At 66.2% G+C, this 24,057-nt stretch carries 24 protein-coding genes; 9 read left to right on the top strand and 15 right to left on the bottom strand.

All coding sequences use genetic code 11. The features are described 5' to 3' along the window. Positions 1-27: 27 nt before the first annotated feature. Together VFH65_RS18505 and VFH65_RS18500 are read left to right on the top strand one after the other, a co-directional pair. On the top strand, positions 28-246 hold the full coding sequence (locus tag VFH65_RS18505) for a DUF5302 domain-containing protein (RefSeq protein WP_353319799.1): 219 nt from the start codon (positions 28-30) through the stop codon (positions 244-246). Positions 247-249: 3 nt separating this feature from the next. Further along, positions 250-861, top strand: a complete 612-nt coding sequence (locus tag VFH65_RS18500) for a LysE family translocator (protein WP_353323407.1) — start codon at positions 250-252, stop codon at positions 859-861. Here the strand turns inward: VFH65_RS18500 and VFH65_RS18495 are convergent. The 3 genes from VFH65_RS18495 to VFH65_RS18485 are packed head-to-tail and all read right to left on the bottom strand — an operon-like array spanning position 819 to position 3,886. Then, a complete protein-coding gene (locus VFH65_RS18495; protein WP_353323405.1) occupies positions 819-2,150 on the bottom strand; it encodes an acyltransferase family protein in 1,332 nt (443 codons plus the stop codon). The two genes, VFH65_RS18500 and VFH65_RS18495, sit on opposite strands and share 43 nt — an antisense overlap. A gap of 57 nt (positions 2,151-2,207) precedes the next feature. Beyond that, positions 2,208-3,314: a DUF1214 domain-containing protein gene (locus VFH65_RS18490; protein ID WP_353323404.1), complete on the bottom strand. Its 1,107-nt coding sequence runs from the start codon at positions 3,312-3,314 to the stop codon at positions 2,208-2,210. Beyond that, a complete protein-coding gene (locus VFH65_RS18485; RefSeq protein WP_353323402.1) occupies positions 3,311-3,886 on the bottom strand; it encodes a TetR/AcrR family transcriptional regulator in 576 nt (191 codons plus the stop codon). Before VFH65_RS18485 ends, VFH65_RS18490 begins: the two co-directional genes overlap by 4 nt. 28 nt (positions 3,887-3,914) lie before the next feature. Here VFH65_RS18485 and VFH65_RS18480 point away from each other — a divergent pair, with 28 nt between their 5' ends. Continuing rightward, the gene (locus VFH65_RS18480) at positions 3,915-5,162 is read left to right on the top strand and encodes a sulfotransferase family protein (RefSeq protein ID WP_353323400.1); all 1,248 of its coding nucleotides are present in this window, start codon (positions 3,915-3,917) and stop codon (positions 5,160-5,162) included. Here VFH65_RS18480 and VFH65_RS18475 read toward each other — a convergent pair whose 3' ends face one another. Both VFH65_RS18475 and VFH65_RS18470 read right to left on the bottom strand, forming a co-directional pair. Continuing rightward, positions 5,163-6,380, bottom strand: a complete 1,218-nt coding sequence (locus VFH65_RS18475; protein ID WP_353323398.1) for an MFS transporter — start codon at positions 6,378-6,380, stop codon at positions 5,163-5,165. A 37-nt stretch (positions 6,381-6,417) separates the two neighbouring features. Next, positions 6,418-7,566, bottom strand: coding sequence for a flavin reductase (locus VFH65_RS18470; protein WP_353323397.1), 1,149 nt, complete (start codon positions 7,564-7,566; stop codon positions 6,418-6,420). Positions 7,567-7,708: 142 nt separating this feature from the next. Between VFH65_RS18470 and VFH65_RS18465 the strand changes: the two genes are divergently transcribed. Both VFH65_RS18465 and VFH65_RS18460 read left to right on the top strand, forming a co-directional pair. Then, positions 7,709-8,701: a Gfo/Idh/MocA family protein gene (locus VFH65_RS18465; protein WP_353323395.1), complete on the top strand. Its 993-nt coding sequence runs from the start codon at positions 7,709-7,711 to the stop codon at positions 8,699-8,701. A 30-nt stretch (positions 8,702-8,731) separates the two neighbouring features. After that, on the top strand, positions 8,732-10,030 hold the full coding sequence (locus tag VFH65_RS18460) for a PucR family transcriptional regulator (RefSeq protein ID WP_353323393.1): 1,299 nt from the start codon (positions 8,732-8,734) through the stop codon (positions 10,028-10,030). Between the two features lie 15 nt (positions 10,031-10,045). Here VFH65_RS18460 and VFH65_RS18455 read toward each other — a convergent pair whose 3' ends face one another. The 3 genes from VFH65_RS18455 to VFH65_RS18445 are packed head-to-tail and all read right to left on the bottom strand — an operon-like array spanning position 10,046 to position 12,436. Next, the gene (locus VFH65_RS18455) at positions 10,046-10,798 is read right to left on the bottom strand and encodes an alpha/beta fold hydrolase (protein WP_353323392.1); all 753 of its coding nucleotides are present in this window, start codon (positions 10,796-10,798) and stop codon (positions 10,046-10,048) included. Next, positions 10,795-11,358 (bottom strand): carboxymuconolactone decarboxylase family protein, encoded by a 564-nt coding sequence (locus VFH65_RS18450; RefSeq protein ID WP_353323390.1) that lies wholly within the window; start codon positions 11,356-11,358, stop codon positions 10,795-10,797. The genes VFH65_RS18455 and VFH65_RS18450 overlap by 4 nt, the downstream gene beginning before the upstream one ends. Beyond that, positions 11,348-12,436 (bottom strand): LLM class flavin-dependent oxidoreductase, encoded by a 1,089-nt coding sequence (locus VFH65_RS18445; RefSeq protein WP_353323389.1) that lies wholly within the window; start codon positions 12,434-12,436, stop codon positions 11,348-11,350. The genes VFH65_RS18450 and VFH65_RS18445 overlap by 11 nt, the downstream gene beginning before the upstream one ends. Positions 12,437-12,689: 253 nt before the next feature. Between VFH65_RS18445 and VFH65_RS18440 the strand changes: the two genes are divergently transcribed. Genes VFH65_RS18440 through VFH65_RS18425 form a run of 4 tightly spaced genes read left to right on the top strand, consistent with a single transcriptional unit; the run spans position 12,690 to position 16,328 of the window. Beyond that, on the top strand, positions 12,690-13,727 hold the full coding sequence (locus VFH65_RS18440) for an ABC transporter substrate-binding protein (RefSeq protein WP_353323387.1): 1,038 nt from the start codon (positions 12,690-12,692) through the stop codon (positions 13,725-13,727). Between the two features lie 57 nt (positions 13,728-13,784). Next, positions 13,785-14,624, top strand: coding sequence for an ABC transporter permease (locus tag VFH65_RS18435; RefSeq protein ID WP_353323385.1), 840 nt, complete (start codon positions 13,785-13,787; stop codon positions 14,622-14,624). Further along, positions 14,621-15,592: an ABC transporter permease gene (locus tag VFH65_RS18430; protein ID WP_353323384.1), complete on the top strand. Its 972-nt coding sequence runs from the start codon at positions 14,621-14,623 to the stop codon at positions 15,590-15,592. The genes VFH65_RS18435 and VFH65_RS18430 overlap by 4 nt, the downstream gene beginning before the upstream one ends. Next, on the top strand, positions 15,585-16,328 hold the full coding sequence (locus VFH65_RS18425) for an ABC transporter ATP-binding protein (RefSeq protein WP_353323382.1): 744 nt from the start codon (positions 15,585-15,587) through the stop codon (positions 16,326-16,328). The genes VFH65_RS18430 and VFH65_RS18425 overlap by 8 nt, the downstream gene beginning before the upstream one ends. A gap of 70 nt (positions 16,329-16,398) precedes the next feature. Here VFH65_RS18425 and VFH65_RS18420 read toward each other — a convergent pair whose 3' ends face one another. The 7 genes from VFH65_RS18420 to VFH65_RS18390 form a co-directional block, all read right to left on the bottom strand. After that, entirely contained in the window at positions 16,399-17,274 is an 876-nt protein-coding gene (locus tag VFH65_RS18420) for a fumarylacetoacetate hydrolase family protein (protein ID WP_353323381.1), read from the bottom strand. Continuing rightward, positions 17,271-18,329 carry an Ldh family oxidoreductase gene (locus VFH65_RS18415; protein ID WP_353323380.1) on the bottom strand — a complete coding sequence of 353 codons (1,059 nt, stop codon included), beginning with the start codon at positions 18,327-18,329 and terminating at the stop codon, positions 17,271-17,273. Before VFH65_RS18415 ends, VFH65_RS18420 begins: the two co-directional genes overlap by 4 nt. Then, on the bottom strand, positions 18,326-19,390 hold the full coding sequence (locus VFH65_RS18410; protein WP_353323379.1) for an amidohydrolase family protein: 1,065 nt from the start codon (positions 19,388-19,390) through the stop codon (positions 18,326-18,328). The genes VFH65_RS18415 and VFH65_RS18410 overlap by 4 nt, the downstream gene beginning before the upstream one ends. Further along, the gene (locus VFH65_RS18405) at positions 19,377-20,435 is read right to left on the bottom strand and encodes a Gfo/Idh/MocA family protein (RefSeq protein WP_353323376.1); all 1,059 of its coding nucleotides are present in this window, start codon (positions 20,433-20,435) and stop codon (positions 19,377-19,379) included. The genes VFH65_RS18410 and VFH65_RS18405 overlap by 14 nt, the downstream gene beginning before the upstream one ends. Before the next feature lie 14 nt (positions 20,436-20,449). Next, complete coding sequence (locus VFH65_RS18400; RefSeq protein WP_353323374.1) at positions 20,450-21,580, bottom strand: Gfo/Idh/MocA family protein; 1,131 nt, start codon at positions 21,578-21,580, stop codon at positions 20,450-20,452. Beyond that, positions 21,577-22,593, bottom strand: coding sequence for an amidohydrolase family protein (locus VFH65_RS18395; RefSeq protein ID WP_353323373.1), 1,017 nt, complete (start codon positions 22,591-22,593; stop codon positions 21,577-21,579). Before VFH65_RS18395 ends, VFH65_RS18400 begins: the two co-directional genes overlap by 4 nt. Before the next feature lie 183 nt (positions 22,594-22,776). Then, positions 22,777-24,057: solute symporter family protein (locus tag VFH65_RS18390; protein ID WP_353323372.1), on the bottom strand; the 1,281-nt coding region annotated here is incomplete at its 5' end.

The raw sequence follows: 24,057 nt of genomic DNA, 5'->3' as shown, positions 1-24,057 counted from the left end.
GGGATGCGGTAGCGATACGCTGCGGTCATGGCTGAATCAGACGCGGCGTCCAATCCGGAGGGCAGGAGCGAAGCGACCCGGGAAGCAACCCCCGAGGACGAGAACAAACGCAAATTCCGCGAAGCGCTGGAACGGAAGAAGGCCCGCACGGCCAGCGCAGCCGACCACAAGGACGCCGGGCTCAAGCAGCCGACGCCGCACGGCCCTGCCGAGCATCGCCGGGAGTTCCGCCGCAAGAGCGGTTAGTCCGTGACGCCCGAGTTTCTGCTGACGACGCTGGTCGTGGTGGCGACTCCAGGCGCCGGGGTGCTGTACACCCTTGCCGCCGGAATTTCGCGCGGCTGGCGGGCCAGCCTGGTGGCCGCGTTCGCCTGCACGCTGGGGATCGTCCCGCACATGATCGCCGCGGTGACAGGCCTTGCGGCGATCATGCACGCCAGCGCGCTGGCGTTCTCGATCATCAAGTGGCTCGGTGTGGTTTACCTGCTTTACCTGGCGTGGAAGACATTTCGCGATAAGTCGGTGTTCGAGGTTCAGAGCGGGCCTGCCAGGGTATCGCCGTGGCGGGTCATCATGGCGGGCATTCTGGTCAACACCCTCAACCCGAAGCTGACCATTTTCTTCTTTGCGTTCCTGCCCCAGTTCGTCACGGCCGGTAGCGAGGGCGCGGTGCCACACATGGTGTGGCTGAGCGCGATCTTCATGGCGGTGACGCTGGTGGTGTTCAGCATCTACGGCGTGTTCGCCGCGGCGGTGCGCCGTGAGGTCGTTTCGCGGCCGCGCATCGTGGCGTGGATGCGACGCAGTTTCGCCGCGACCTACGTCATCCTCGCAGGCAGGCTGGCGACGCAGACGCGCTGAGGCTCGTCGGCCAGCCGACGGGCGGCGACCAGCGCCGCGAGCATCGCCGCCACGCAGTAGAGGCCCTGATCCTTCAGACCCCAGCCGACCGAGGCCAGCGTCGCCGCACCCGCGATCCACAGCAGCATCCCGACCGCCGCGCTGCGCGCGCCCGGCTCTGCGACGAAGCCGCCGTCCCATAACGGCAGCGGATTGTTCTCCAGCGGCCGCAGCGTGACGAACGCCAGTGCGACCAGTGCCGCCATGATCGCCAGTTGCGCCACCGACAGCACGATGAAGCTGGGCGACGCCGGGTCGAAGCGGGGATAGCCGAGGTAGTCGAACACCAGATGTGTGGCAAGCAGCGCAGGGATGTGCCAGAGGTACAGCGTCATCGCCCCCGAGTTGCCGATCGCCGTCAGCCACCACACCCTCGGCCGCTGCGCCCACCGGGCAATCGCGGGCATCGCGGCAATCGCGAACGCGCACATCATGATTGCGTGCCCAGCCAGCAACAGCGATGGCGGCGTCATGTTCTTCAGCTGCTGCGTCTCTATGCCGACAAGGCTCAGTTCGTATGGCCCGAACACCATCAACGCGAGGTTGACCGCGAACATCACGACGCCGACCGTCAGGGGCGCGCGCCCTTTGAGCAGGCCGCGGCGGTACGCCACGCCGAGCATGCCGGGGATCAGCCACGCGGTCATGTTGAGGTAGCCCAGCGCCGAGTATCCGTCGACGTTGATTCGCACGGCGTCGACGACGGCCACGCAGGCGTACGCAGCTACAACCGCGGCGACCAGCTGCCCGGTGGTGGTGATGCGCGCGAGCAGCGGAACTGCCGCCAGCACCATGACGTAGGCGCCCAGAAACCACAGCAGCTGGATGCTGATCCCGGCGACCGGTTCGTAGACGTGTTCGGGCAGCACCTCGTGCAGAGCCACCAGCGTGACGGCCCAGAAGGCCAGGTAGTAGAACACCGGACGGTAGAGCCGCGTGCATCGGCGCATCAGCCAGTTGCCCCAGCTGATGCCTGGCCGCCACGAATCGACGCATGCGGCGACTCCGGCGAAGAAGAACAGCGGCATGATCTGAAACACCCAGGTCAGTGCCTGGAACACCGGCGAAACCGTGAGCAGGTTGCTCCAGATGAACACGCCGTCGCGCAGCGTGCTGGTGGCCATGATCGTGTGCCCGAGCACGACGCCGACGAGCGACACGATGCGGACGACGTCAATGGCCCGGTCGCGGGTGGCCGGCGTGCCGGCCTGGACCTCGGCCGGGGTGGGAAACAATGCGGCATTTGGCATGCAGCAAACCTATGGCCGGCCGGCCTAGGTAAAAGCACTCAAATTTTCGGCCGCGACTCAGTCGAGGTTCGTCGGTGCGTCCGACACCTTGACCAGCCGCACCTCGGGCCGTGCCGGCACCTCGTCGGCAAGGAACCACCGGAAGGCGAGATTGCCGCGCGGATAGTCCAGCGTCGTCAGAGAGTTGGGATGTGTTGTCATTCCGCGGGATACGACGACCGTCACCGACCCGTCGGCATTCGGAACCGCACTGTGACCGTTGACCGAGCTGCGCGCGTCGGAGGCGTTATGGGTGGCCATGAACTGGTTCCACACCACCAGGTTCCAGAACCTGCACTGCGGCGGCCGGTGGGTGATGACCAGTGCCTCGTCCTCCTCGAGCACGAAACTGCCGTACGAATAGCAGGCGTCGCGCGCCGACCAGCCGAAGTTGGCGTCGGGCACCTGGTAGGGATCGGCGAATTGGTTTGCGGCCTGCGAGATTTCATGGCCCAGAGCGTGAGAATCGTCGACTCGCACACCGACGGCGAGCGGCACGATCGCGAACATGGTGCGCAGCCAGGCGGCGCTGGCCCGAAGGGCTGCCGCGGTTTCGGCGTCGCCATGCCGTATCGGGTCGGGCTCGTCGAGCGCCTCGATGTGCCAGGTGACGGGGCGGCCGGTCTGCGGGTCGGCCTGGTAGTCGCGGGTCATCAGCACCGCGGCGTCGGGCGTCGGTCCCAACTCGAAGGAGAAGTTGCCGACGGCGTCAATGTCGAGGTCGTCGTCGCGCACGATCGCGACGATCCGGTCGGACCAGGTTCCGGGTGAGGGCTCGTTGTAGGCGGTCACGGAGAAGTAGACGCTGTCGCCTTTGGTGCCGCTGATGCGATAGCGGCGCTTCGGATCGATCGGGCACAGGCGGTAGTAGGCGTCGGTGTTGTCGCCGCCCCACCGGCGGTCGCGCCGGTACGGGGTGTTGACTTCCACGAATTGCGGCCTGCTCGGTTCGGCGAAGAGGTACGTATCCAGTGCCACGCCCAGCGTGGTTGCGAGCATGCGGTAACCGTCGGCGATGTGCCGGTCGTCGGTGACCGCGCGGTCACCCTCGAGGAATGAACGGTCAAGGCCGCCAAGGGTTTCGAGCAGTTCGCGCCAGGCTGCGGTCGATTCGTGAGTCGTCAAGTGCTGATTCCTCTCAATATCAAGGTGGCCGCCCGCTCGACCCACGCGTTGTCGATGGCCGCACCGCGGGTGAGTAGCGCGAGAAGTGAAATCCCTGCGACCGCTTCGGCCAGATCGGCTGCGGTGACCTCCGGTCGGACCTCACCACGGTCCGCGGCGGCCGTGAGGCGTTCGGTCAGCCCGCGCGAGAGGACGTCACCGAAGCGCTCGAGCAGCGCGCCGTGCAGCGTCAGGTCGGCGGCCATCTCGCCGACGAGTCCTGGCAGTGCCGCACGTGCCGCCGGCGTGGTCAGCACGGCCATCGTGCGGCGCATCATTTCGTGCACGTCGCCGGCTAGCGAGCCGGTGTCGGGAAGCTCGGTGGCGTCGCTGATGGGAAACACCGCCTCGTGCACGAGGTGTGCCTTGCTCGGCCAGCGGCGGTAGATCGCCGGCTTGCTGGTACCCGCCCGCCTGGCGATCGCGTCGACCGAGAGCTCGGCATATCCGGTCTCGCCGAGCAGGTCGACCGTCGCGCGAAGCACCGCACCGTCGATCCGCGGATCACGGGGCCGACCCAGGTCTGTTGTCATTACGTAACTCAGAGTAACATAAGTGTCTGTGACCGACGCCACAGCAGACATCGTCCAGCTCGACGACCTCGCCGAGCCCCGGTTCAGCGCCGCCGCCGAGGCGATCCGCGACGTGATGGCATCGATGGCGCCCGACTGCCGGCTCGACTCCGGTGCGCTGCACGCCAAGGCCAGTGCGGACACCGGGCTCGACGATTTCGGTGATGACGACTACCGCGAGCGGCTCGACGTGTATCTCGCGGCGCTGCACGAGATCGGCGATATGCACGACCCTGGGGTCGTCAACTTCTACTCGCAACTGGTGCAGCTGCTCAAGAACCGCCTGCTGCTCACCGACCTGCTGGCGCGGCACCCGCAGATCCACGACATCGAGCTGCTGCCGCCTGTCGTCATCGCCGGTCTGCCTCGCACCGGGACCACTCATCTGCACAACCTGCTTGGCTCCGCGACAACCTTCCGCACCCTGCCGTATTGGGAAAGCGTCGAGCCGTTCCCGCTTCCGGCCGAGGCCGGTATAGAACCGGATCCACGTCGCGCCCGGATGGATACGGCGATCGCGGTGCTGGATGTCGTCATGCCGCACTTCCGGCTGATGCACGAGATGACTACCGACCACGTTCACGAGGAGATCCAGCTACTGGCGAACGACTTCTCGACGATGCTGTTCGAGACCCTCGCGCACGTGCCGCGATGGCGCGACTACTACCAATCCCACGACCAGACAACATATTACGAGCACCTGGCCACCCAGCTCAAGGCGTTGCAGTTCCTGCGTGGGGGACGGCGCTGGCTGCTCAAATCGCCGCAACATCTGGAACAACTGCCGGTGCTGAACCGTGTTTTCCCGGGCGTAGTCGTGGTGTTCACCCACCGTGACCCGGTGCCGGTGGCGCTGTCGATGATCGCGATGATCACCTACTCCGCGCGCATGCACCGCAGCCAGGTGCCCGTCGAGGAGATCGCCGCCACCTGGGCCGAGCGCCTCGATCAGATGCTGTGCGCGCTGGTGCGCGACCGCGATGTGATCGGGCAGGAGCGCTCCCTCGATATCCGCTTCGACGACTTCATGGCCTCCGAACTCGGTGTGGCCGAACAGGTATACGCCTTGGCGGGCGAGCCGATCACCGACGACGCCCGCGCTTCGATGGCCGCCTACATCTCGGGCCACCAGCGCGGCCGCCTCGGCAGGGTGGCGACGTCGTGCGAAATGTTCGGGCTGGACGAGAACCAGTTGCGCGCGCGGTTCGCGCCGTACGTAGAGCGCTTCCTGGCTTGATCAGGCCGGGACGGTGCGACGCTGCTGACGCGCCTCCTGCACCAGGATCGCGACCAGACACAGTGCCGCCAGCACCCCGACCGCGATGGCGAAACCGACGCCGGCGGTGCGCAATCCCCACGCGTGGGCTGCGAAACCTTCGCTGACCACCGGGACGGACAGCGCTACGTAGGCAACGACGAAATACATCGAGCTGACCTCGGCGCGCCGTTCGGCCGGCGTCTTCTCGACGACCGCGGCTAGGCCGCGGCTGAAGCTGATCCCCTGTCCGATGCCGGACACCACCGCGGCGGCGATCAAGCCGACGAGCGACGAAAAGTGCAGCGCCGCAGCCAGAATCGCGATGCCGACAATCAGGATCGCACAACCGAGGGCCACCGCCCGTTCCGGTTTGATCCCGGTGGCGAAAAGTTGTGCCACGGCCGAGGCGGCGAAGATGGAGCAGACGATGAGCCCGGCCACCAGGTGGTTGTCGATGCCGACCACCTGCGAGAGAAACGATGGCGCCACGGCGGTGAACAGTCCGCTGACCGCGAACCCTGCGAAGGCGGCGATGGCGGCTATGACAAACACCGCGCGGACCTCGCTGGGCACCGAAAGCCGCTGCAGCCCAATCCGCCCCGTGCGCGAAGAGGTTTCGGGTGCGACGAAGATCGCAGCTGCGGCGAGCACCACGAGCGCGATGTGCACGATGAAGGTCAAGTGCAGGGGTGACGGCGCGTACTCGACGAGCATCCCGGCCAGAAGCGGCCCGGCGCCAAGGCCGCCGATGTTCGCGACGGTCGCGACGGCGGCCGCGCGGCCCCGCCATTTCGGTGGCGCCGCCTCGATGACGGCGACGGTCGCGGTGCCGGTGAACAGGCCCGCCGACACGCCTGACAGCACTCGGCCGACCAACAGTTGTGGCACAGAGTCGGCGACCAGGAAGACGACGGCGCTGGCCAGCGCTGCCACCAGCCCGGCCGCGAGCATCGGACGTCTGCCCACCGCGTCGGACCATCGCCCGAACGCCAGCAGCGCGAACAGCACGCCGCCTGCGTAGGTGGCGTAGATCACGGTGGTGGTCAGCACCGCGAAGTGCATGCGTTCGGCGTACAGCGCGTACATCGGCGTCGGCAGCGTCGTGCCCAGCATGATCGCCGCGAATGCGTAGGCCAGCAGCGGGAATGCGAATCGCCGCGCGCTTATGCGCCCTTGCGGTGAAGCAGTATCAAGCACATCGAATGATATCGACGCAACCTGGCAGTCTTATTCCTCAGACCTGTCCGCCGGTCAGCGCCAGCAGCTGTCGGGTACGGGCCTTGGCCAGGTCGCAGTACGTCCTTGCGGCCGCCCGAGCCGCGTCGGCGTCGCCGTTCTCGAGCGCCTCCAGCAGGTCGCGCTGCACTGCGAGAAACGTCGCCGACGACTGTGCCGTCGTGCCGAAGCTGCGGGCCATCACGTTTTTGATGGACAGCGATCCGAACGCCGCGATGAGCAACGGATTGCCCGACAGCGCCACGATCGACTCGTGGAACGCGTAGTTCGCATCGAGGTAGGCATGGAAGTCCTCGAAGTGGTCGTCGACCAGATAGCGCGACATGGTGTCCAGGTGGCCGCGCGCGACGGCGAGCACCCGAGGATCGGACTCGCCCGCCACGCGGTCGATGACGCCGAGCTCGATCGCGAGCCTGGCCTCGAACGTGTCGTCGGATGTGCGCACGTCGAAAGGTTCGATGACGTAACCGCGTTCGGGGTCGCGGCGGACAAGGCCGTCTCCGGCGAGTCGGGTGAGCGCGTAGAACGCCCTGGCCCGATCGCCGTCGAGGTGGTCGGCGAGTTCGTCGACGGTGATCACCTCGCCAGCGGCGAAGACCCGGCTCAGCACCATGTCCCTGGCGTGTTCGTACGCGCGGTCGTTGCGTTCGAACTCGAAACGCCCGAAGTCGCCGCGAAAGTACGTCAGTGGACTGCCTTCCCGCGCAGTCGCCGCGATGACGTGGCCGAGGAACACCGAATGGGTGCCTCCGACGACCTGCTCGGTCACCTCGCACTCCAGCGACGCGATCGCCTCGGCGAGCAGAGGCACCCCCCCGGCGCCACGCTCGATGGGCACTCCGGCGAACTTGTCCGGCCCCGGTGAGGCGAACTGGTATGCCAGGTCGCCGTGTGTCTGGCCGAGCACGTTGACGGTGTAGCGGCCGCTGCGCTCAATCGCCGTCGCCGTCGGCACGGCGTTGTTGACGCACGCGAGCATCATCGGCGGCTCCATCGACAGGGACGTCACGGAACTGGCGGTCATGCCGTGGTCGCGGCCGTCGACGCGGGTCGTCACCACCGTGACACCGCTCGCCAGATGACCGACGACATGACGGAACAGGCCCGCGTCGACCGCCTCATGGGCGGTCACGTATTCCTGCGTCATGCGTGTTTCTCCCGTCGTGCCCTGATATGTCAATTGAACGTGGGCCGTTGCGAGCAATCACTCACGGAATGCGGCAGGTCCACGCCCGAACTTCACGCCGAGCGACAATGCGCGGACGCGGCGCCCGCTCTTGACTGGTCACGTGATCAAGGCAGCCGTTGCCGGACTGGGATGGTGGGGCCGAAAGGTCGTCGCTGACCTTTCGGGAAGTGACCACGTGCAAATCGTCGCCGGGGTCGACGTCGACGCCGCGGCCCGTGATGCCATGCGGCCCTACCTGCTTGCCGTCAGCGATCAGCTCGACGACGTGCTGTGCGACGACACCATCGACGCGGTGATCCTGTGCACGCCGCACAAGTTCCACACCGACCAGATCATCGCCGCCGCCGCGCACGGCAAGCACGTGTTCTGCGAGAAGCCGCTGTCCACGTCGGGCGAAGAAGCGCAACGCGCCGTCGACGCGATCACAGCGGCAGGACTGCAGCTCGGCATCGGGCACGAGCGCCGGTTCGAGCCTGCGGTCGTCGCGCTGCGGCACTCGATCACAGACGGCGAGCTCGGGACTCCGTTGGTCTTCGAAGGCAACTTCAGCCAGGACAAGTTCCTCGATCTGCCTCCCGACAACTGGCGGTTGTCGGCAATCGAGGCGCCCGTAGGACCGTTGTCGGCGACCGGAATTCACTTGGTGGACTTGGCGATAAGCATCTTCGGGCGGCCCACGCAGGTATGGGCGAGGCTGTCGACGCAGGCGACCAGCTTCGCGAACGGCGACACGCTCGCCATCACCCTTGCGTTCGAGAAGGGGCAGACGGCGCTCATCACGGCAATCCTGGCGACGCCGTTCGTCGGCAGGATCACGGTGCTCGGTTCGGAGGGCTGGGTGGAGATTCGCGATCGCACCCACCCCGAGGATCCGCAGGGCTGGGACGTCACCCGGCAGGTTCGCGGGGAAGACGCGAGTTCGGCCTTCTTCCCGCCGCATTCGTCGGTGCGGGAGAACATCGAGTCGTTCGCGAGGGCCGCCGCCGGCGAGTCCGTCTACCCGATCCCGTTGGAGGAGATGGTGGCGAACGCACGGACGTTCGAGGCCATCACCCGATCAGCGATGAGCGGGGCGGTGGAAGTCGTCGGGTGATGCGTCGTCCCGACTAGGATCGCCATGTCGATGACCGTTGATCGAGAACCCGCCACGCCCCCCGCTGACATCCCGATGCCGGCGCCGCTGAACCTGTGGCGAGACGAGCGGCCACTGCCGGATTGGGTGCAGGCCCTGGCCAAGGACTTCGATGTCGACGAACTCGTCGACGTCATCATCGGTCGGTGCCTGGCCATCGCGTTTCCGAACCAGGCGCACGACGACGAGTTCCGCGGTTACCTCACGGCGAGCACGAGTGCGAACGCCCGCTGCCTGCGCTCGGTGATCGCTGGCGAGATCGCGCTGGAGGACGTCTACCTCGAGCAGGTGCTGTCGTTCGCGAAAGTGCAAGCGCAGCTGCGTATTCCGCAGAAATCCATGCAGCGCTCCTACCGGGTCAGCTTCTTCACGATGTGGGAGGCGTGGAGCGCGCACCTGCGCCAGATCATGGTGGATCGCGATGTCGACCGCGACGAGGCGGCGTTGGCTCAGCAGCTGCTCACCCAGACGATCCTGGGCTATCAGGACTTCGTCGCCTCCCAAGTCGCCGAGACGTACACCCGCGACTACGAGGCGCTCAACCGGTCGCGGGCACATATGCGTCGCAGTCTGGTCAAAGACATTCTGCGCGACGAGAGCGGGGCGCTGTCCGGCTCCGATGCGGCGATCCTGTCCTACGACCTGACGTACAGGCACATCGCTGTGCTGCTGCCGACTGTCGCCGAGGGCGCGGCCACACAGCTCGCGGTCGGCCTGCGTGCGGCGGTCAGTTGCCAGCACGCGCTGGTGTACCCGCTGACCCTGAGCTCGACGGTGGTGTGGCTCGGGCGGATCGGGGAGTGGAAGCGGACCGTCATCGACGCGCTCGACGCCATGCTGACCGAAGCGGGAGTGCCCGCTGCGGTGGGTGGGTCGCACGCCGGAATCGAGGGCTTCCGCGCGACATTGGCCGAGGCGATCGACGCCGAGCGGATCCGGGCCGCATGGGATCGGCCAGGAGCACCGTCGGTGGTGCACCACAACGACGTCGGTCTGGAGATCCTGCTCATGCGCGACCCGGCGCAGGCCCGCCAGTTCGTGGAGCGCGAACTCGGACCGCTGGCCGGGGACACCGTGGAGGCGTCGCGGCTGCGCGAGACGCTGGAGGCATCCTTCAGATTCGGCTCTCATGTCGCCGCTGCCGAGCACCTGCAGCTGCACGAGCACACCGTCCGCAACCGCCTGCACAAGGCCGAGGAGCTGCTGGGTCACACGTTGAGCGAACGACGCACCGAGCTGCAGGTCGCGGCTCGGTTGATGCGGCTGCTGGACGGTATCGAGGAGGCCTGAGTCCGCGAACGTTCCCTACCGCCCGACATTTCGTCGATTTTTCGAGCGGTAAGGAACTTTCGTCGAGCTGGTGACGAGCAGTTCGGCGAACTTCGCCGGATTCTCGACGGCGCAGGCATGCCTGCCGGGCAGCCATTGCACCGTCCCGTCGCCGGTCGTCGACGCCAACCACCGCGCCGCGTCGCGAAACGGCGGAGCGTCGTCCTGTCCGCACACGACCACGGCAGGGACCGTCAGCGAGGCCACGCGCTCGCGCAGGTCCACCTCGGCCAGCGCGTCGCAGGTGCGGGCATATCCCTCGGGGTCGGTTGAGAGGAAGGTGTGTCGCGCCTGTTCGACGCGTGGATCGGCGGTGGCCGCGAACTCCGCGGAGAACCACATTTCGACCATCGGCTCCACGAGCGACGACAGGCCGCTCGTCCTGGCGATATCGGCCCTCTCCCGCCACATCTGCCGCATTGGCTCGGGGTACACCGCCACGGTGTCCACCAGCACGACCGACGCGACGAGGTCAGGCCGGGAGGCCCCCAGCTCCTGCGCCACCAACCCGCCGAGCGACATGCCCACCAGATGGACGGGCTCGTCGAGCTGGCCGGCGACCGCGGCGGCATACGCATCGATGCCCGCCCCCAGCGCCGCCGGCCGCGCCGATCCGTGCCCGGGCAGGTCGAGCGACGTGCTCTTGTGCGGGACGAGCTCCGCACGCACCGGGTCCCAGAAGCGGGCGTCGGCGCCGAGCGGGTGCAGGAACACGAACGGTGTACTCACGGCAGGCGTTCGTAGTCGTCGGGCACAGGGGTTCGTGCGGCGTTCATCGTCATCGCCAACGTCGTGTAGTAGCCGACCGTGGCGATCAGCTCGACGACGCCGGTGTCGCCGACGGCGCGCATCACATCGTCGAACGTCAAGTCCGTCACCGCATGGTGCTCGCCGAGCTCGGTGACGAACTGCCACACCGCCAGAACGTCGTCGGAGCCGCCGACGGGGCTGCGGCCGTCGCGGATGGCGGCGATCACCTGTTGGTCGAGGCCTGCGGCGCGGGCCAACGGGGCGTGGTGGCCCCATTCGAAGTCCTGGTCCCAATCGCGGGCGACCAAAAGGATCACCAGCTCCCGCAGGTGAGCGGGCAGCCCTGAGTCGAAGCGCAGATACTCGCCAACCAGTTGCAGCCGCGTCATCAGGTCCGGGCTACGCAGCAGCGGTATGAACGGGCCCACGAGGGCGCGCCGTGGCCCCGCCACGATCTTGTCGACCGCGCTCTGCTGGTCCTGCGTCAGCGCCTCCGGCAACGGCAGCCGGTCCGGGCCCGTTGCCAGGTTAGGCGGCATTGATCCGCGGCATGACCTGCTCGGCCATCAGCTCCATCGACCGTCGCGACAGCGCTGGGTCGACCCAGTCCAGACCGGCGTACACCAACTCACCGAAATCGCCGGTCTGCTCGCGGAATTCGAGGATCTGGTCGGCGACCGATGTGGGTGTACCGGTGATGACCAGCTGATCGAGGACACCGTCGAGGGTTACCTCCTCGTCGGGTTGGTCGCGGTGCGTCTTGAACAGCTCGAGCCGGCCGATCTTGCGCATCTTCGTCAGCATCTTCGTGTAGTAGAAGCGGTACGGGCTGTTGGCGTCGCTGCGGCCGTAGGACTCCGCCACCGCTGGGTCGTCGGCAACGAACACGGTGCGGGCCACGCGCCAGTCCTCGGTAGCGGCTTCCTCGCCGATCGATTCCTTGCCCTGGACGTAGTTCGGCCAATGCGTGGCGACCCACTGGGGGAGAAGGAAATTCGCCGACAACGGATGGAAGTTGCGCGCGCCCATCGCGACGACTCCCTTGGAGAACGGCGCGACCACGGTGCCGACGATCTCCGGTCGCGGCTGCTGCAACGGCTTGGGCAAGATTCCGACACCCAGATCGAGATCGAGAGTGCGTTCGGTGGTGACGGAGAACCGGCCCCCTTCTCGGACAAGCGAATACGGGGGTTCGCTCTCCCAAATCGCGGTGATGACGTCGATGGCCTCGGCGAACATCTCGTTGCGGTCCTGGTCGAGGATCCCCAGCGCCTCCGCATCCGACGGCAGCGCCCCGGGGCTGATGCCCAGGATGAACCGGCCGTCGGCGAGGTGGTCGAACATCGCCGAGTTGGCGGCGACCAGCACAGGGTGCTGTTGGGAGAGGTTCGTGGTGCCGGTGCCGAGGCGGATCTGCTCGGTTTCGGAGATCAGCGTCGCGAGGAACACCAGGCTGTTGGTGATGGTCTCGTGGCGGTCGGTGAGGTGTTCGCCGATGAATGCGTCGTGGAAGCCCAGGCGGTCGGCCAGGATCACCGCCTCACGATCCTCGCGAAGGGTCTCCGACCAGTTCCGGCCGGCGGGGTGCAGGGGCATCGAGAAGTAGCCGAGTCGCATGGGTCCATCCAAGGCGCGGTGGTGCCACACGTCAGTGGCGTTCGGCGCGAATTCGGAAGTGTCTGGATCACGCGATTCGTCACCGCGCCCGGTGCCTGACGGGCGACGTCACAGGCCGCGACACCCGCTGGGAGCGAAATTCACGGTCGACGACATAGGCCGGTCGCGAGCCCGGCGCTTCACTCAGTGGTACACATCACAGTCATGTTCCATCCCAGGTGGACGTGTACGGAGGAGGACCATCGTGAAGGCCATGAAGACAATGAGCGTCGCCGCGGCCGCGGCCTTGGCGGTGACACTCGCCGGCTGTTCAGGAGCGGCCGAGCAGAGCGGCGACGCGCAGGTCATCCGCTTCGCGTTCGCGCCGGAGGCGGTCTGGGACATGATGAAGGACAACGGCACCCTGGCCAAGTGGGAGCAGGAGAACAACGTCCGCATCGAGACTTCCACGACGTGGGACGAGTTCACCTACTTCGCAGGCGGCCACGGGGACATCGTCTCGATGTCCACCCAGGAGACACCCGTCCTGGAGGCGGAAACCGGCATCAAGACGGTGACCTTCGGCAAGTACAACTACCAGCGCGTCCCGATGTTCAAGCGAAAGGGCGACCCGTACAAGACGCTTGCCGACATCCCGAAGGGTTCCAAGATCTGCGTCTCCGGGCCGACATCCAACGCCGCGTTCTGGGGCGTGCTGGCCAAAGAGATGCACGACCTGGACTACCGCGTCGGCGGCGGCGATTTCGATCTGCTCGTCAATGACCACTTCGTGAACCCGACGAACCTGTTGCGCGGCGACTGCGAGGCCGCAGCGATCATTCCTGAGGCTGCCGTCCCGCAGATGCGCAAGGGCGAGTTGGAACTGATGTACGACGGCAAGTCGCCGTTCCAGCTCTACAAGGAGTTCGCGCCCAACAACGACGGGTTGAACCACGTCAGCGGCAACAACTTCGTCGCCACGCAGGAGTGGTACGACGCCAACCCGGAGCTCGCCGCGAAGTTCCTCGACCTGTGGCAGCAGGGCGTCGACCAATGGAAGGACCAGAAGGCCGAGATCATCCAGAAGTACCCGCAGCACTTCTCGGTCGAGTCCGAGGAGGACATCAACTTCCTGATCGACTACATGTCCGGTGACGCCGACTGGTTCGTCGACAAAGTCGCGATGGACGAGGCGTGGATCGCCAACGAAACCGAGCTGTGGGAGCTGATGAAGCACCTGCATCCCGACAACCCCAACTACCTCGCCGCGGACGCGCCGAAGCCGCGATTCGAGGCGATCACCCCCCAGTGACGTTCCAGGGCCGGGGTCGGCAGTAGCCGGCCCCGGCATCGACGAAGAAAGGCGATTGTGGCGACGACGTTGGATTCACCGCCGACATCGGTGAAGCGCACTAGCGAGGAAGACCTCGTCCGCGCGGCCAAACGCAAGGACCGCATCACGACATGGGGCTGGCGGATCGCCGGTTACGTGTTCTTCCTCGGCATCTGGGAGTTGGCTTCCGGCCGCGTGATGGACGAGGCGCTGCTGCCGGGACCGTCGACGGTGTTCGAGACCTTCGGCCGGCTGTGGGCGACCGGCGAGGTGCCCGGCGCATTCGCGACGACGTTGTCGCGCATCGCGGTTGGGTTTGCGATCGCGTTCGTGGTGGGTGTCGGCATCGGCATCCTGATGCAGAACCGTTTCCTCAACGGGTTTTTCCGCGATGCGGTGACCATCGGCGTTACGACGCCAGGCCTGATCTGGGCGCTGATCACGGCCATCATCTTCGGTAACCGGACGGTCGGGCCGATCCTCGCGATCGTCCTGACGACCTTCGCGATCATCACGGTCAATGTGTCCGAAGGCATCAAGTCGCTGCCCAAAGACCTGCTCGACATGGCCAAGTCGTTCGGTGTATCGCTGTACAAGCGCAACCGGCACATCGTGATCCCCCACCTTGCGCCGTTCATCTTCACCGGCGTTCGCTTCGGCTTCTCGATCGCATGGAAGGTCACGGTGCTCACCGAGGTATTCGCGGCATCCCAAGGAATAGGCTTCGAGATGCGAACAGCCACACAACTTTTCCGCCTCGATGAGTTCCTGACCTGGATCCTGGCGTTCTACGTGCTTGCACTGTTCCTCGACAAGATTGTGCTCGAGTCGCTGGAACGACGGTTCTTCGCCTGGCGTGGGGAGCTCAAGTCATGAGCACCTCGACGATGAGCCCGCAGCGCCTGTGGCGCTCGTTCCGGCGTGGTTCGCTTGCGGGCCGGTTGCTGTTCCCCGTCGTCTGCCTGGTGTTCTGGGTGCTGGCGATCAAGCTGGTCACCAGCATCTGGCCGTTCGCGGTCGATGTGCTGCCGACACCGTGGCAGGTGATCGAGTTCATGTGGAACGAGATCACGCTGAAGACCGTGGCGCCGCACAACCTGTACGAGACCTTCGCGATCTCCTTGCAGCGCTTGGCGATCGGCATGGTCATCGCGTTGATCATCGGAACGGCAATCGGTATCGCGATGGGCCTGTCCAAGGCTGTCAACGCGTTCTTCAACGACTGGGTGGTGGCGATCCTCGCGATGCCGAACCTTGCGTGGGCGCTGTTCTGCAGCCTGGCGTTCGGCTTCGGCGACATCGGACCGATCATCACGGTCGTATTGACCGGCGTTCCGTTCGTGATCATCAATGTTCGCGAGGGCGTGCGTAATACGCCGTCCGACCTGTTCGACATGGCGCGCGCCTTCGATGTTCCGCGGCAGCGGGTGATCCGCCAGGTGCTGATCCCGTCGTTGTTGCCGTTCTTGTTCGCCGCGGCCCGGTACTGCTTCGCCCTGGGCTGGAAGGGTCTGGTCGTCGCCGAGGTCTTCGGCGGCATGGACGGTGCGGGGTGGACGATCAAGTTCTGGTACGACGCACACCGGGCCTACGGCGTGATCGGTTACGCGCTGTTCTTCGTGATCTTCGCTTTGGTGTTTGAGAAGTTCATGTTCGACCAGCTGTCCAAGCGGATGTTCCGGTGGCGGCCATCGGTTGACGGCTTGGACGTCGTCGAGCAGCAGTTCGACGCACCGACGAAAGCCGCCGTCGGCGCTGCCACCGCGACGGGCGCGGCGATGGGCAGCATCTCACTTGTTACCGAAGGACCTGACAACTCGAGGAGCGAGAACGACCATGGCTGACATCACGATCTCGGACCTGCACAAGCACTTTGGGCTCGGTACCGACAAGGTAGTGGCGCTGGAGAACGTCAACCTCAGCATCAGCGGACACGCCTTCGTCTCGATCGTCGGGCCGTCGGGCTGCGGTAAGTCGACGCTGCTGAACATCCTGTCCGGCATCGATGTGCCGACCAGCGGACGGGTGAGCATCACGCAGAACGGCAAGCCTGCGCATGCGGGCTATGTGTTCCAGGCCGCGCGGCTGCTGCCGTGGCGCTCCGTCATGGAAAACATGTTGTTCGTGCAGAAAGACCGCTCGGAGCAGACCCGCGCGCGTTGTCAGCACTATCTCGAGATGGTCCAGCTCGGGGACAAGGGCGGCAAGTATCCGGGTGAACTGTCCGGCGGCATGCAGCAGCGTGTCGGTATCGCCCGGGCCTTCTCGACCGAACCCGACGTGTTGTTCATGGACGAGCCGTTCAGCCACCTCGACGCCATCACCGCCCGAACCCTGCGCAAGGAACTGCACACGATCTGGGCGGAGACCGGCAAGACTGTCGTGTTCGTCACGCACGATGTGGGAGAGGCGGTCGAGCTCTCGAACCGAATCCTGGTGTTCGCCAAGGGGGGACGGCTGGCCGACGACGTCGAGGTCACGCTGCCGTTCCCGCGGGACGCCGCCAACGCCGATGTCGCGCTGATGAAGGCCGATGTCTTCAAGACATTCGAGAACCTGGGAGCGTTGGCGGTCTCGTAGGCTCGCGAACGTTCCTTACCGCTCGAGGTTTCGGCGATTTTGTCGAGTGGTAAGGAACGTTCGGCGGCGATTAGACGGCGGGGTTGGCCAAGGTGCCGATACCGTCGATCGTCACCTCCATGCGATCGCCTGGCGCGAGAAACCGCGGCGGCGTGAAGCCGATGCCAACTCCGGCAGGCGTCCCAGTCGCGATGACGTCGCCTGGCTCCAAAAGCACTGCCGCAGAGATGGATGCAATCAACCGCGGGATGTCGAAGATGAGGTCCTTCACCGGGGCATCTTGCCGCAGCTCGCCGTTGATGCGTGTCTGCACCCGCAGCGCGCCGACATCGGCGATCTCATTGGCGGTCACAAGCACCGGGCCCATCGGGCAGTAGGTCGCGGCGCTCTTGCCGATGAAGAACTGCACGTGCCGCTTCTGCAGGTCGCGGATGGTGACGTCGTTGACGATCGTGTACCCGTAGACGTGATCGAGCGCGTCGGCCTCGTCGATCTTGTGCCCACCGGGCCCGATGACGACTCCCAGCTCGCCCTCGTAATCACTTGTCGCCGTGGGATCATCGCTCACCCGCACCTCGTCACCCGGTCCGATGAGCGAGGACAGTGCCTTGGTGAAGATCACCGGGGCCGTAGGCATCGCCTGCTTCGCCGACGCGTCGAATCCGCTGCTGTTGAACTCCACGGCGTGATCGATGTAGTTCTTGCCGACGCACATCACGTTGTTGCGCGGCCGGATCGGCGCCAGCAGGCGCACGTCGGGGGCAGCTATGCGAGCCCCGCTGGCCTGCACGGCGGCGGCCCGCTCGAGTCCGTGTGCGCCGAGTGCGACGAAGTCGGCCATGTTCGTGGGCAACGCGTGATCTGCGACCAGCGGCACCACCTCGTCGCCGTCGAGGATTCCGATGCCTGACGACCCAGTGTCATTACGGAAGGTGATGAGCTTCATCGGGTTTCGGCCTTGATGAACGGTGAAGCAACGCCAAGCTCGCCAGCGAGCTGGTCGAGCTCGGTGGCGAGGCTGTCGGGGATCGGAATACCGTGCAATTCGTTGTCGGCACGTGTGCGCGCGGCTTCGTCGCCGGGTAGACGCACGGCGCCGCCGTCGCGGCTGCCCGAATTCCGCAAGTCGTCAAGGTGGCGTGTGAGGTCGGCCAGCACTTCGCCGCGCGGCCGGAACAGGTCGGGCGCCAGCACGAGTATCGCTTGGCCGGTGTTCGTCGGGGTCACCTCGTCACGGCGATGGTCGACGACATCGTCGCCGAACGCGGCGCCGTTGAGGACGCCGGCCAGCAGCCCGATGGCAATCGTCAGACCGGAGCCCTTGTATCCGCCCATCGGCACCAGGAAGCCCTCAGCGGCCCGCCCGGCGTCGGTGATCGGCCGGCCGTCGGCGTCGACGACCCAACCCTCCGGCAGCGGACGGCCTTCGCGCGCAGCCACTTTGATAGACCCGTGCGACGCCGCCGTGCTGGCGATGTCGAGCACGAACGGCGTGTCGTTGGTAGGTACGGCGATCGCGATCGGGTTAGTCCCCAGCATCGGGTTGGTGCCGCCCCACGGAGGCATGCCGTTGGCGTTGGCCACCGCGAAGTACATCCCGACCAGTCCGGCATCTGCCGCCATCTGGGCATACAGGCCGGCCGCCCCGGCATGATTGGAGCGCACGGTGCCGACCCAGGCCAGTCCCGTCTGGCCAGCCTTTGCGATGGCCAGCTCCGTCGCCCGGGTCATCACCACCTGACCGAGCCCGTTGTCCCCGTCAACCAACGCCGAGACCGGCGTTTCGTGAGTGACCTCGATGACGGGTCTCACGTTGACCCCGCCCGCACGGATCCGGCTGACGTATGACGCAAGGCGGATCAGTCCGTGCCCAGAACGCCCCCGCAGATCAGCCTCCACGAGCCGCGACGCCGTGATGTTCGCGTGCTCGGGCGCGACGCCGCACGCGCGCAGGATTGCCGCAGCGAGCTCCGTGAGCTCCGACGCGCTATGTCTGCTCATGCCTTCGCTCCCTTGATGTCGAACAGTCGGGCGGCGTTTCCGCCGAGCACGAGTTCGCGGTCGGCATCGCTCAGCTCCGCATCCGTGAGAAAGCCGACCGGGTCGACCGTGCTCATGTCGAACGGATAGTCGGTACCCATCAATACATGGTCGGCGCCGAGGTCGGCCACCAGCTGCTCGACCATCCGGGGGTCGAACACGTTGGTGTCGACGTAGATCGAGCGCAGCACCTCGCTGGGCGGCACGTCGAGGTGGTGCCGCAGTTCGGGCCGCACCCGCCAGGCGTGGTCGGTGCGGGCGACGTAGAACGGGAGATAGCCGCCACCATGTACGACCATCACACGCAGCCCGGGATGCCGGTTCCACACTCCGCCGAGAATCATCCGGGTGACTGCGAGCGTCGACGCCAGGGGCATACAGATCACGTTGACGAGGTAGTAGTCGCTGAACCGCTGCCCGTGGGTGAAGCCCTGCGGGTGCAGGATCACCGTCATGTCGAGCTCGGCGACGGTCTCCCACACCGGATCGAAGCGGCGGTCGTCGAGGTCCTGTCCCAGCACGTCCGCGCTGATCTCCACGCCGCGAAACCCGAAGTCCCGGTGGGCCTCCCGCAGTACCTCCACGGCCAGTGGCGGATAGGCCATCGGCACGTTCGCCACGGCGGCGAATCGTAAGGGCCACTGCCTGACTATCTCTGCGAACCGCTCGTGCTGAACCCGGTTGGCGCGCAGGGCCTCGTCCTCGGGCAGCCAGTAGAAGTACTCCGTCGGCGGAACCGAGAGCAACTGAACATCGACGCCCTGGGTATCCATGTCGGCCATCCGCTGCTGCGCATCCTCGAACTGCGCGGTGTTGAGCGCGCTCGCGCGGTACTCGGTGTTGTAGCGCAACGTCTCTGCCGACGAGTAGAGCGCTCGCGGTTCTAGTTCAGGACGGAAGTACGGCTTCGCAATCGACGAAGCCTGCGGGACCGAGAGGTGCGTGTGGGAATCTACGCACAGGCATCGCGGACGCGGTGCCCGCGACGACTCGATCTTCGGTGCAAGCTCAGGCCACCACACGGCGGGCATCATCGCGGCTCAGCGGCAACTCCACAACCTGGTTCAGCTCTGCGGAAAGATCAGCCGCCATGTAGACCTCCATCGTGATGCGGGCCAGGTGCGGGTCGACCATGACGGGGCGGTCGAATGCGACGGCCTCAATGAAATGCGTTGTCTCCCTTTCCATTGGTCCGGCATAGACATGGTCGACGAATTCGCCGGGCATGGTCGACAGTGGGAACTGCACGCCCTGCGCGACGGTATTCAGCACGATGTCGCGGTGGCTGGCGTCGGCAAGGACCGCGCCATCGGTGCCGATGACCTCCATCCACGTGGTGGAGGCGTTCGGATAGCCCGGTGGTAGGGACATGCCCGCCCCGACGGTCACGACGACTCCGTCGTCCATGGTGACGACGATGTACTGGGTGTCGGGCACTCCGAGAGTCGCTTTTCTTACGCCCCAGGCATTTTGGGAGTAGACCCGCACGGGCCTGCGGGGCTCCAGGCACCAGAAGGCGAAGTCCAGGTCGTGCGTGGCCTCCATGGCGGCGGGCGAGAGTTTGGTCCGAGAACCGATTTTGGCGCCGAGCGAACGGGTGATGTGCCGGCTCAGCAGAATGCTGGTGACGTCGCCTAGCGTGCCGTCGGCGATGGATCGCTTGATCATCGCCTGCTTCGCGTTGAAGCGCTGCGAATAGCCGATGGTGAGTTTGAGCCGTCGAGTGTCGGCGATCTCGATGAGCTCGTCGGCCTCGTCGAGCGTCAACGCGATCGGTTTCTCCAGCAGGACGTGCTTTCCGGATTCCAACGCCGCCTTGGTCATCGGGTGATGCAGGTCCTCGGGCGTGGCGGAGACGGCGACCGCATCGATATCCGGGTTCTCGACGATGTCCTGCCAGCGGTCCGTGGTGGACGCCGGATTGGTCTGCGCAGCCATCTCGGCGAGGCGGGCCGGGTCGATCTCGGCGAGATGAAGCTCATTGACGAGTGGGCTGCGCGCCGCGGCGACGGCGCGAATACCCCCGCACCATCCGGTGCCGATGATGCCGAAGTTGATCTGCTGCACGCTGTGTCCTTCCGCTAGAGCCCGGCGACCAGCTCGTCGGGGGAGATGGGCAGGGCTACTGGACGTCCTGTGCGGGCCGAGAGATCCATCGCCATCGTGTGCAGGAGATTGGCGTGGCCGTCAGCCGCTGTCGCATGCGGAGTTTCGATGCCACGGCACACCCGCGCGAACCACGTCGTGGTCTCCTCACGCATCGGGCCCCACAACAGGCCGTCGGACACATCGCCGGGCGGATAGCTGCCGATGAAGTCGACGTGCCGTGGAGTCGGCGGCGCGAAGCCGCGGCTCGTATAGCCCGCGGGCTGACCGATTTCCGACGCGAGAATGACATCGCGGTGAGTGTCCTCGACGTCGATGACGCCGTGGGTTCCGACGATGCCGATCTCCAGCCCGTAGACGGCGCCGGGCCACACCGTCGGCAACGCCCAGTTGATGTTCATGGAGAACACCACACCGTCATCCATCGTGAAGATGCCCGACGTCCCGTCCTTCGTGCCGATTGGTCCGAGGGTGCGATCGGTCGAGCGCGCGTACACCTCGACCGGCCTGCGCCCCTCAAGCAGCCACATGCACATGTCGAGGCTGTGCGTGCCCGAGACCACCATGGGTGTGAGACCTGCGGGGTCGGTGACCTTGCGCAGCGTCGCCTCCGGCACCATGCGGTTCATGAAGGCGCGCGTGACAACCGTTGTGACATCGCCGATTTGACCGTCACGCAGCCGCTGCTTGACGGTCTGGAACCGTCGGCGGAACCGCTGTGTGTACCCGACGACGGCGTCGACGCCGGCCTGCTCGATCGCCGCCAGTACCCGGGCAGACTCCACCGGGTCTGTGGCGAGCGGCTTTTCGATGAACAGCGGCACGCCGAGCTCGACCGAGCGCAGGATCGGCTCGACGTGCTCCTGCTCGTCGGTCGCGACGATGACCGCCCCGACCTCAGGGCGTGCGAGGAGCTCGCCCAGATCGGTGGTGGCGAAGTCGGACCGGGTGTCGTCGGCCAACCCCTTCAGTGTCGGCTCGTCGATGTCGCACAGACCCAGCCAGCCGATGCCCGGGTATTCGCGGGCGAGCATCGCCCGGATCCGACCGACCGTGCCGCAGCCGATGACCGCCAAACCCACGGTGCCATGCGCCCGTATTGTCATGTCAGTCCCAGCAGACGGGCGGCGTTGCCGCCGGCGATGAGGTCGATCTGGTCCTGGCCCAGCGCGGAGGTCGCGCCGAGCAGCGCCAGTGGGTCGTCATCGCCCATGTCGTACGGGTAGTCCGTGCCCAGCAGCACGTGGTCGGCGCCGTAGCGGTCGACCAGGTACTCGAGCTGGCCGGGTTCGAAGACCATGGTGTCGAAGAAGAACTTGCGCAGATACTCAGTCGGCGGCCGCGGAACGCCTTCGCGTACGTCTTCGCGTGCGCGCCAGCCGTGGTCGAGTCGGCCGGCGTAGGCCGGCAGGTAGCCGCCGCCGTGCACCACGACGATCTTGAGGCCGGGATGCCGCTCGACGACACCGTCGAAGATCAGGTGCGCGGTGGCCAGCGTCGCTTCGAAGGCATGACCGACGATGTTGACGAAGTTGTGGTCGGCCATCCGCTGCGGGTGGCTGGCGCCCTGCGTGTGGACAACAACCACCAGACCAAGGGCCTCGACCTGCGCCCAGAAGGGTTCGAGGCGTGTGCTGGAGATCTCCTCACCCTCGATGTGTGTGCCGATCTCAATGCCGCGCATGCCGAGTTCGGTTGCCAGATAACGTAATTCCTGGACAGCGGCCTCGGTGTCCTGCAACGGGACGGTGCCGAACGGCAAGAAGCGGCCGGGGTAGCGGGAAGTGGCCTCGACAAACTCCTCGTTGACGATCCGCGCGACCTTGGCCCCGAGCTCGGGGTCGGCCCAGTAGTAGTACTGGTACACCGCGACCGCCACCGCCTGCACGTCGACGGCCATCCGATCCATGTCGGCGATGCGCACGTCGAGCATGTCCATCTTGGGTCTGATCGCCTCGAGCTGGCGGCGGTTCACCGCCTGAGTCGTCGGATTGCCGTGCCCCAGCGCGACCTTGCCGGCCGCGACGGCCGCGTCCTTCATGAACTCGGCGGCAGGCGCACACTCGCGATGGCAATGGATGTCGATGACCGGACCGTCGTTGCGGAACGCCCTGACCACTCTGTCCTCCTCCAGCCGCTATCCGTGAGCGTAGGACGGCTGGGGTGGCGCCACACTGCCGTCGACCGTGAATGTCTGTGCGGCGGTCTCCCGCACGACGACATCGACTCGCGCGCAGGCGGCCCATGAACAAAGGTAGCGCCGCCAGCGGGGGGTTCTGGCGGCGCTACCGAGCGGAGGCGGTCAGTGAGCGGCGACCGCCTTTTCCGCCCCGATTCCGGTCAGGGCTCGCACCTCGAATTCGGCGTTGATCTCCGGGTCGCCGCGGTCCGAGGAGCTCAGCGTGCCGACGATGCCGAGGATGAACGCCAGCGGGATCGACACGATGCCGGGGTTGGCCAGCGGGAACCAGGCGAAGTCGATGTTCGGCAGCATCGCGGTCTTCGCACCCGACACGGCGGGGGAGAAGATGATCAGCACGATTGTCGAGATCAGGCCGCCGTACATGCTCCATAGCGCGCCGCGGGTGTTGAACCGCGGCCAGTACAGCGAGTAGATGATGGTCGGCAGGTTGGCCGCGGCGGCGACCGCGAATGCCAGCGCCACCAGGAACGCGATGTTCTGCTCGGCGGCCAGGATGCCAAGCCCGATCGACAGGATGCCGATCACCACAACCGTGATGCGTGACACCCGGACCTGCTCGTCCTCGGTCACCTGGTGGCTCTTCAGCACGCTGGCATAGATGTCGTGCGCGAATGACGTTGCCGCGGTGATGGTCAGGCCTGCGACGACCGCGAGGATCGTCGCGAACGCCACCGCCGAGATGACGCCGAGGAGCACGACACCCCCGAGTTCGAAGGCGAGCAGCGGTGCGGCCGAGTTCTGCGCGCCCGGTGCGGCCAGGATGGTGTCCGGTCCGACCAGGGCCGCGGCGCCGTAGCCCAGTGCCAGCGTGAACAGGTAGAAGGCGCCGATCAACACGATCGCCCACACCACCGACTTACGGGCCTCCTTGGCAGTGGGCACCGTGTAGAAGCGCATCAGCACGTGCGGCAGGCCCGCTGTGCCGAGCACCAGGGCGAGACCGAGGCTGACGAAGTCGAGCTTCGTCGTGCCGGTGAGGCCGTACTGGGCGCCGGGATCGGCCACGGCCGCGCCGCCGGTCTCGACCGCCCCGCCGATCAGCGCCGACAGGTTGAACCCGTACTCGGCGAGCACCCACACCGTCATCACGAACGCGCCGGCGATCAGGAGCGTCGCCTTGATCATCTGCACGTACGTGGTGCCGCGCATGCCGCCGACCAGCACGTAGAAGATCATCAGCGCGCCGACGATCGTGACCACGATCGCCTGGGCCGCCTCCCCGCTCACGCCGAGCAGCAGGGTGACCAGGCCACCGGCGCCGGCCATCTGCGCCAGCAGGTAGAACAGCGACACGGTCAGGGTCGAGATCGCCGCGGCCATGCGGACCGGCCGCTGCCGCATCCGGAAAGCCAGGACGTCGGCCATCGTGAAGCGGGCGGT

Source organism: Mycobacterium sp. (assembly GCF_035697385.1).
Classification (GTDB): domain Bacteria; phylum Actinomycetota; class Actinomycetes; order Mycobacteriales; family Mycobacteriaceae; genus Mycobacterium.
This window is presented reverse-complemented; position numbering and strand designations above follow the sequence as displayed.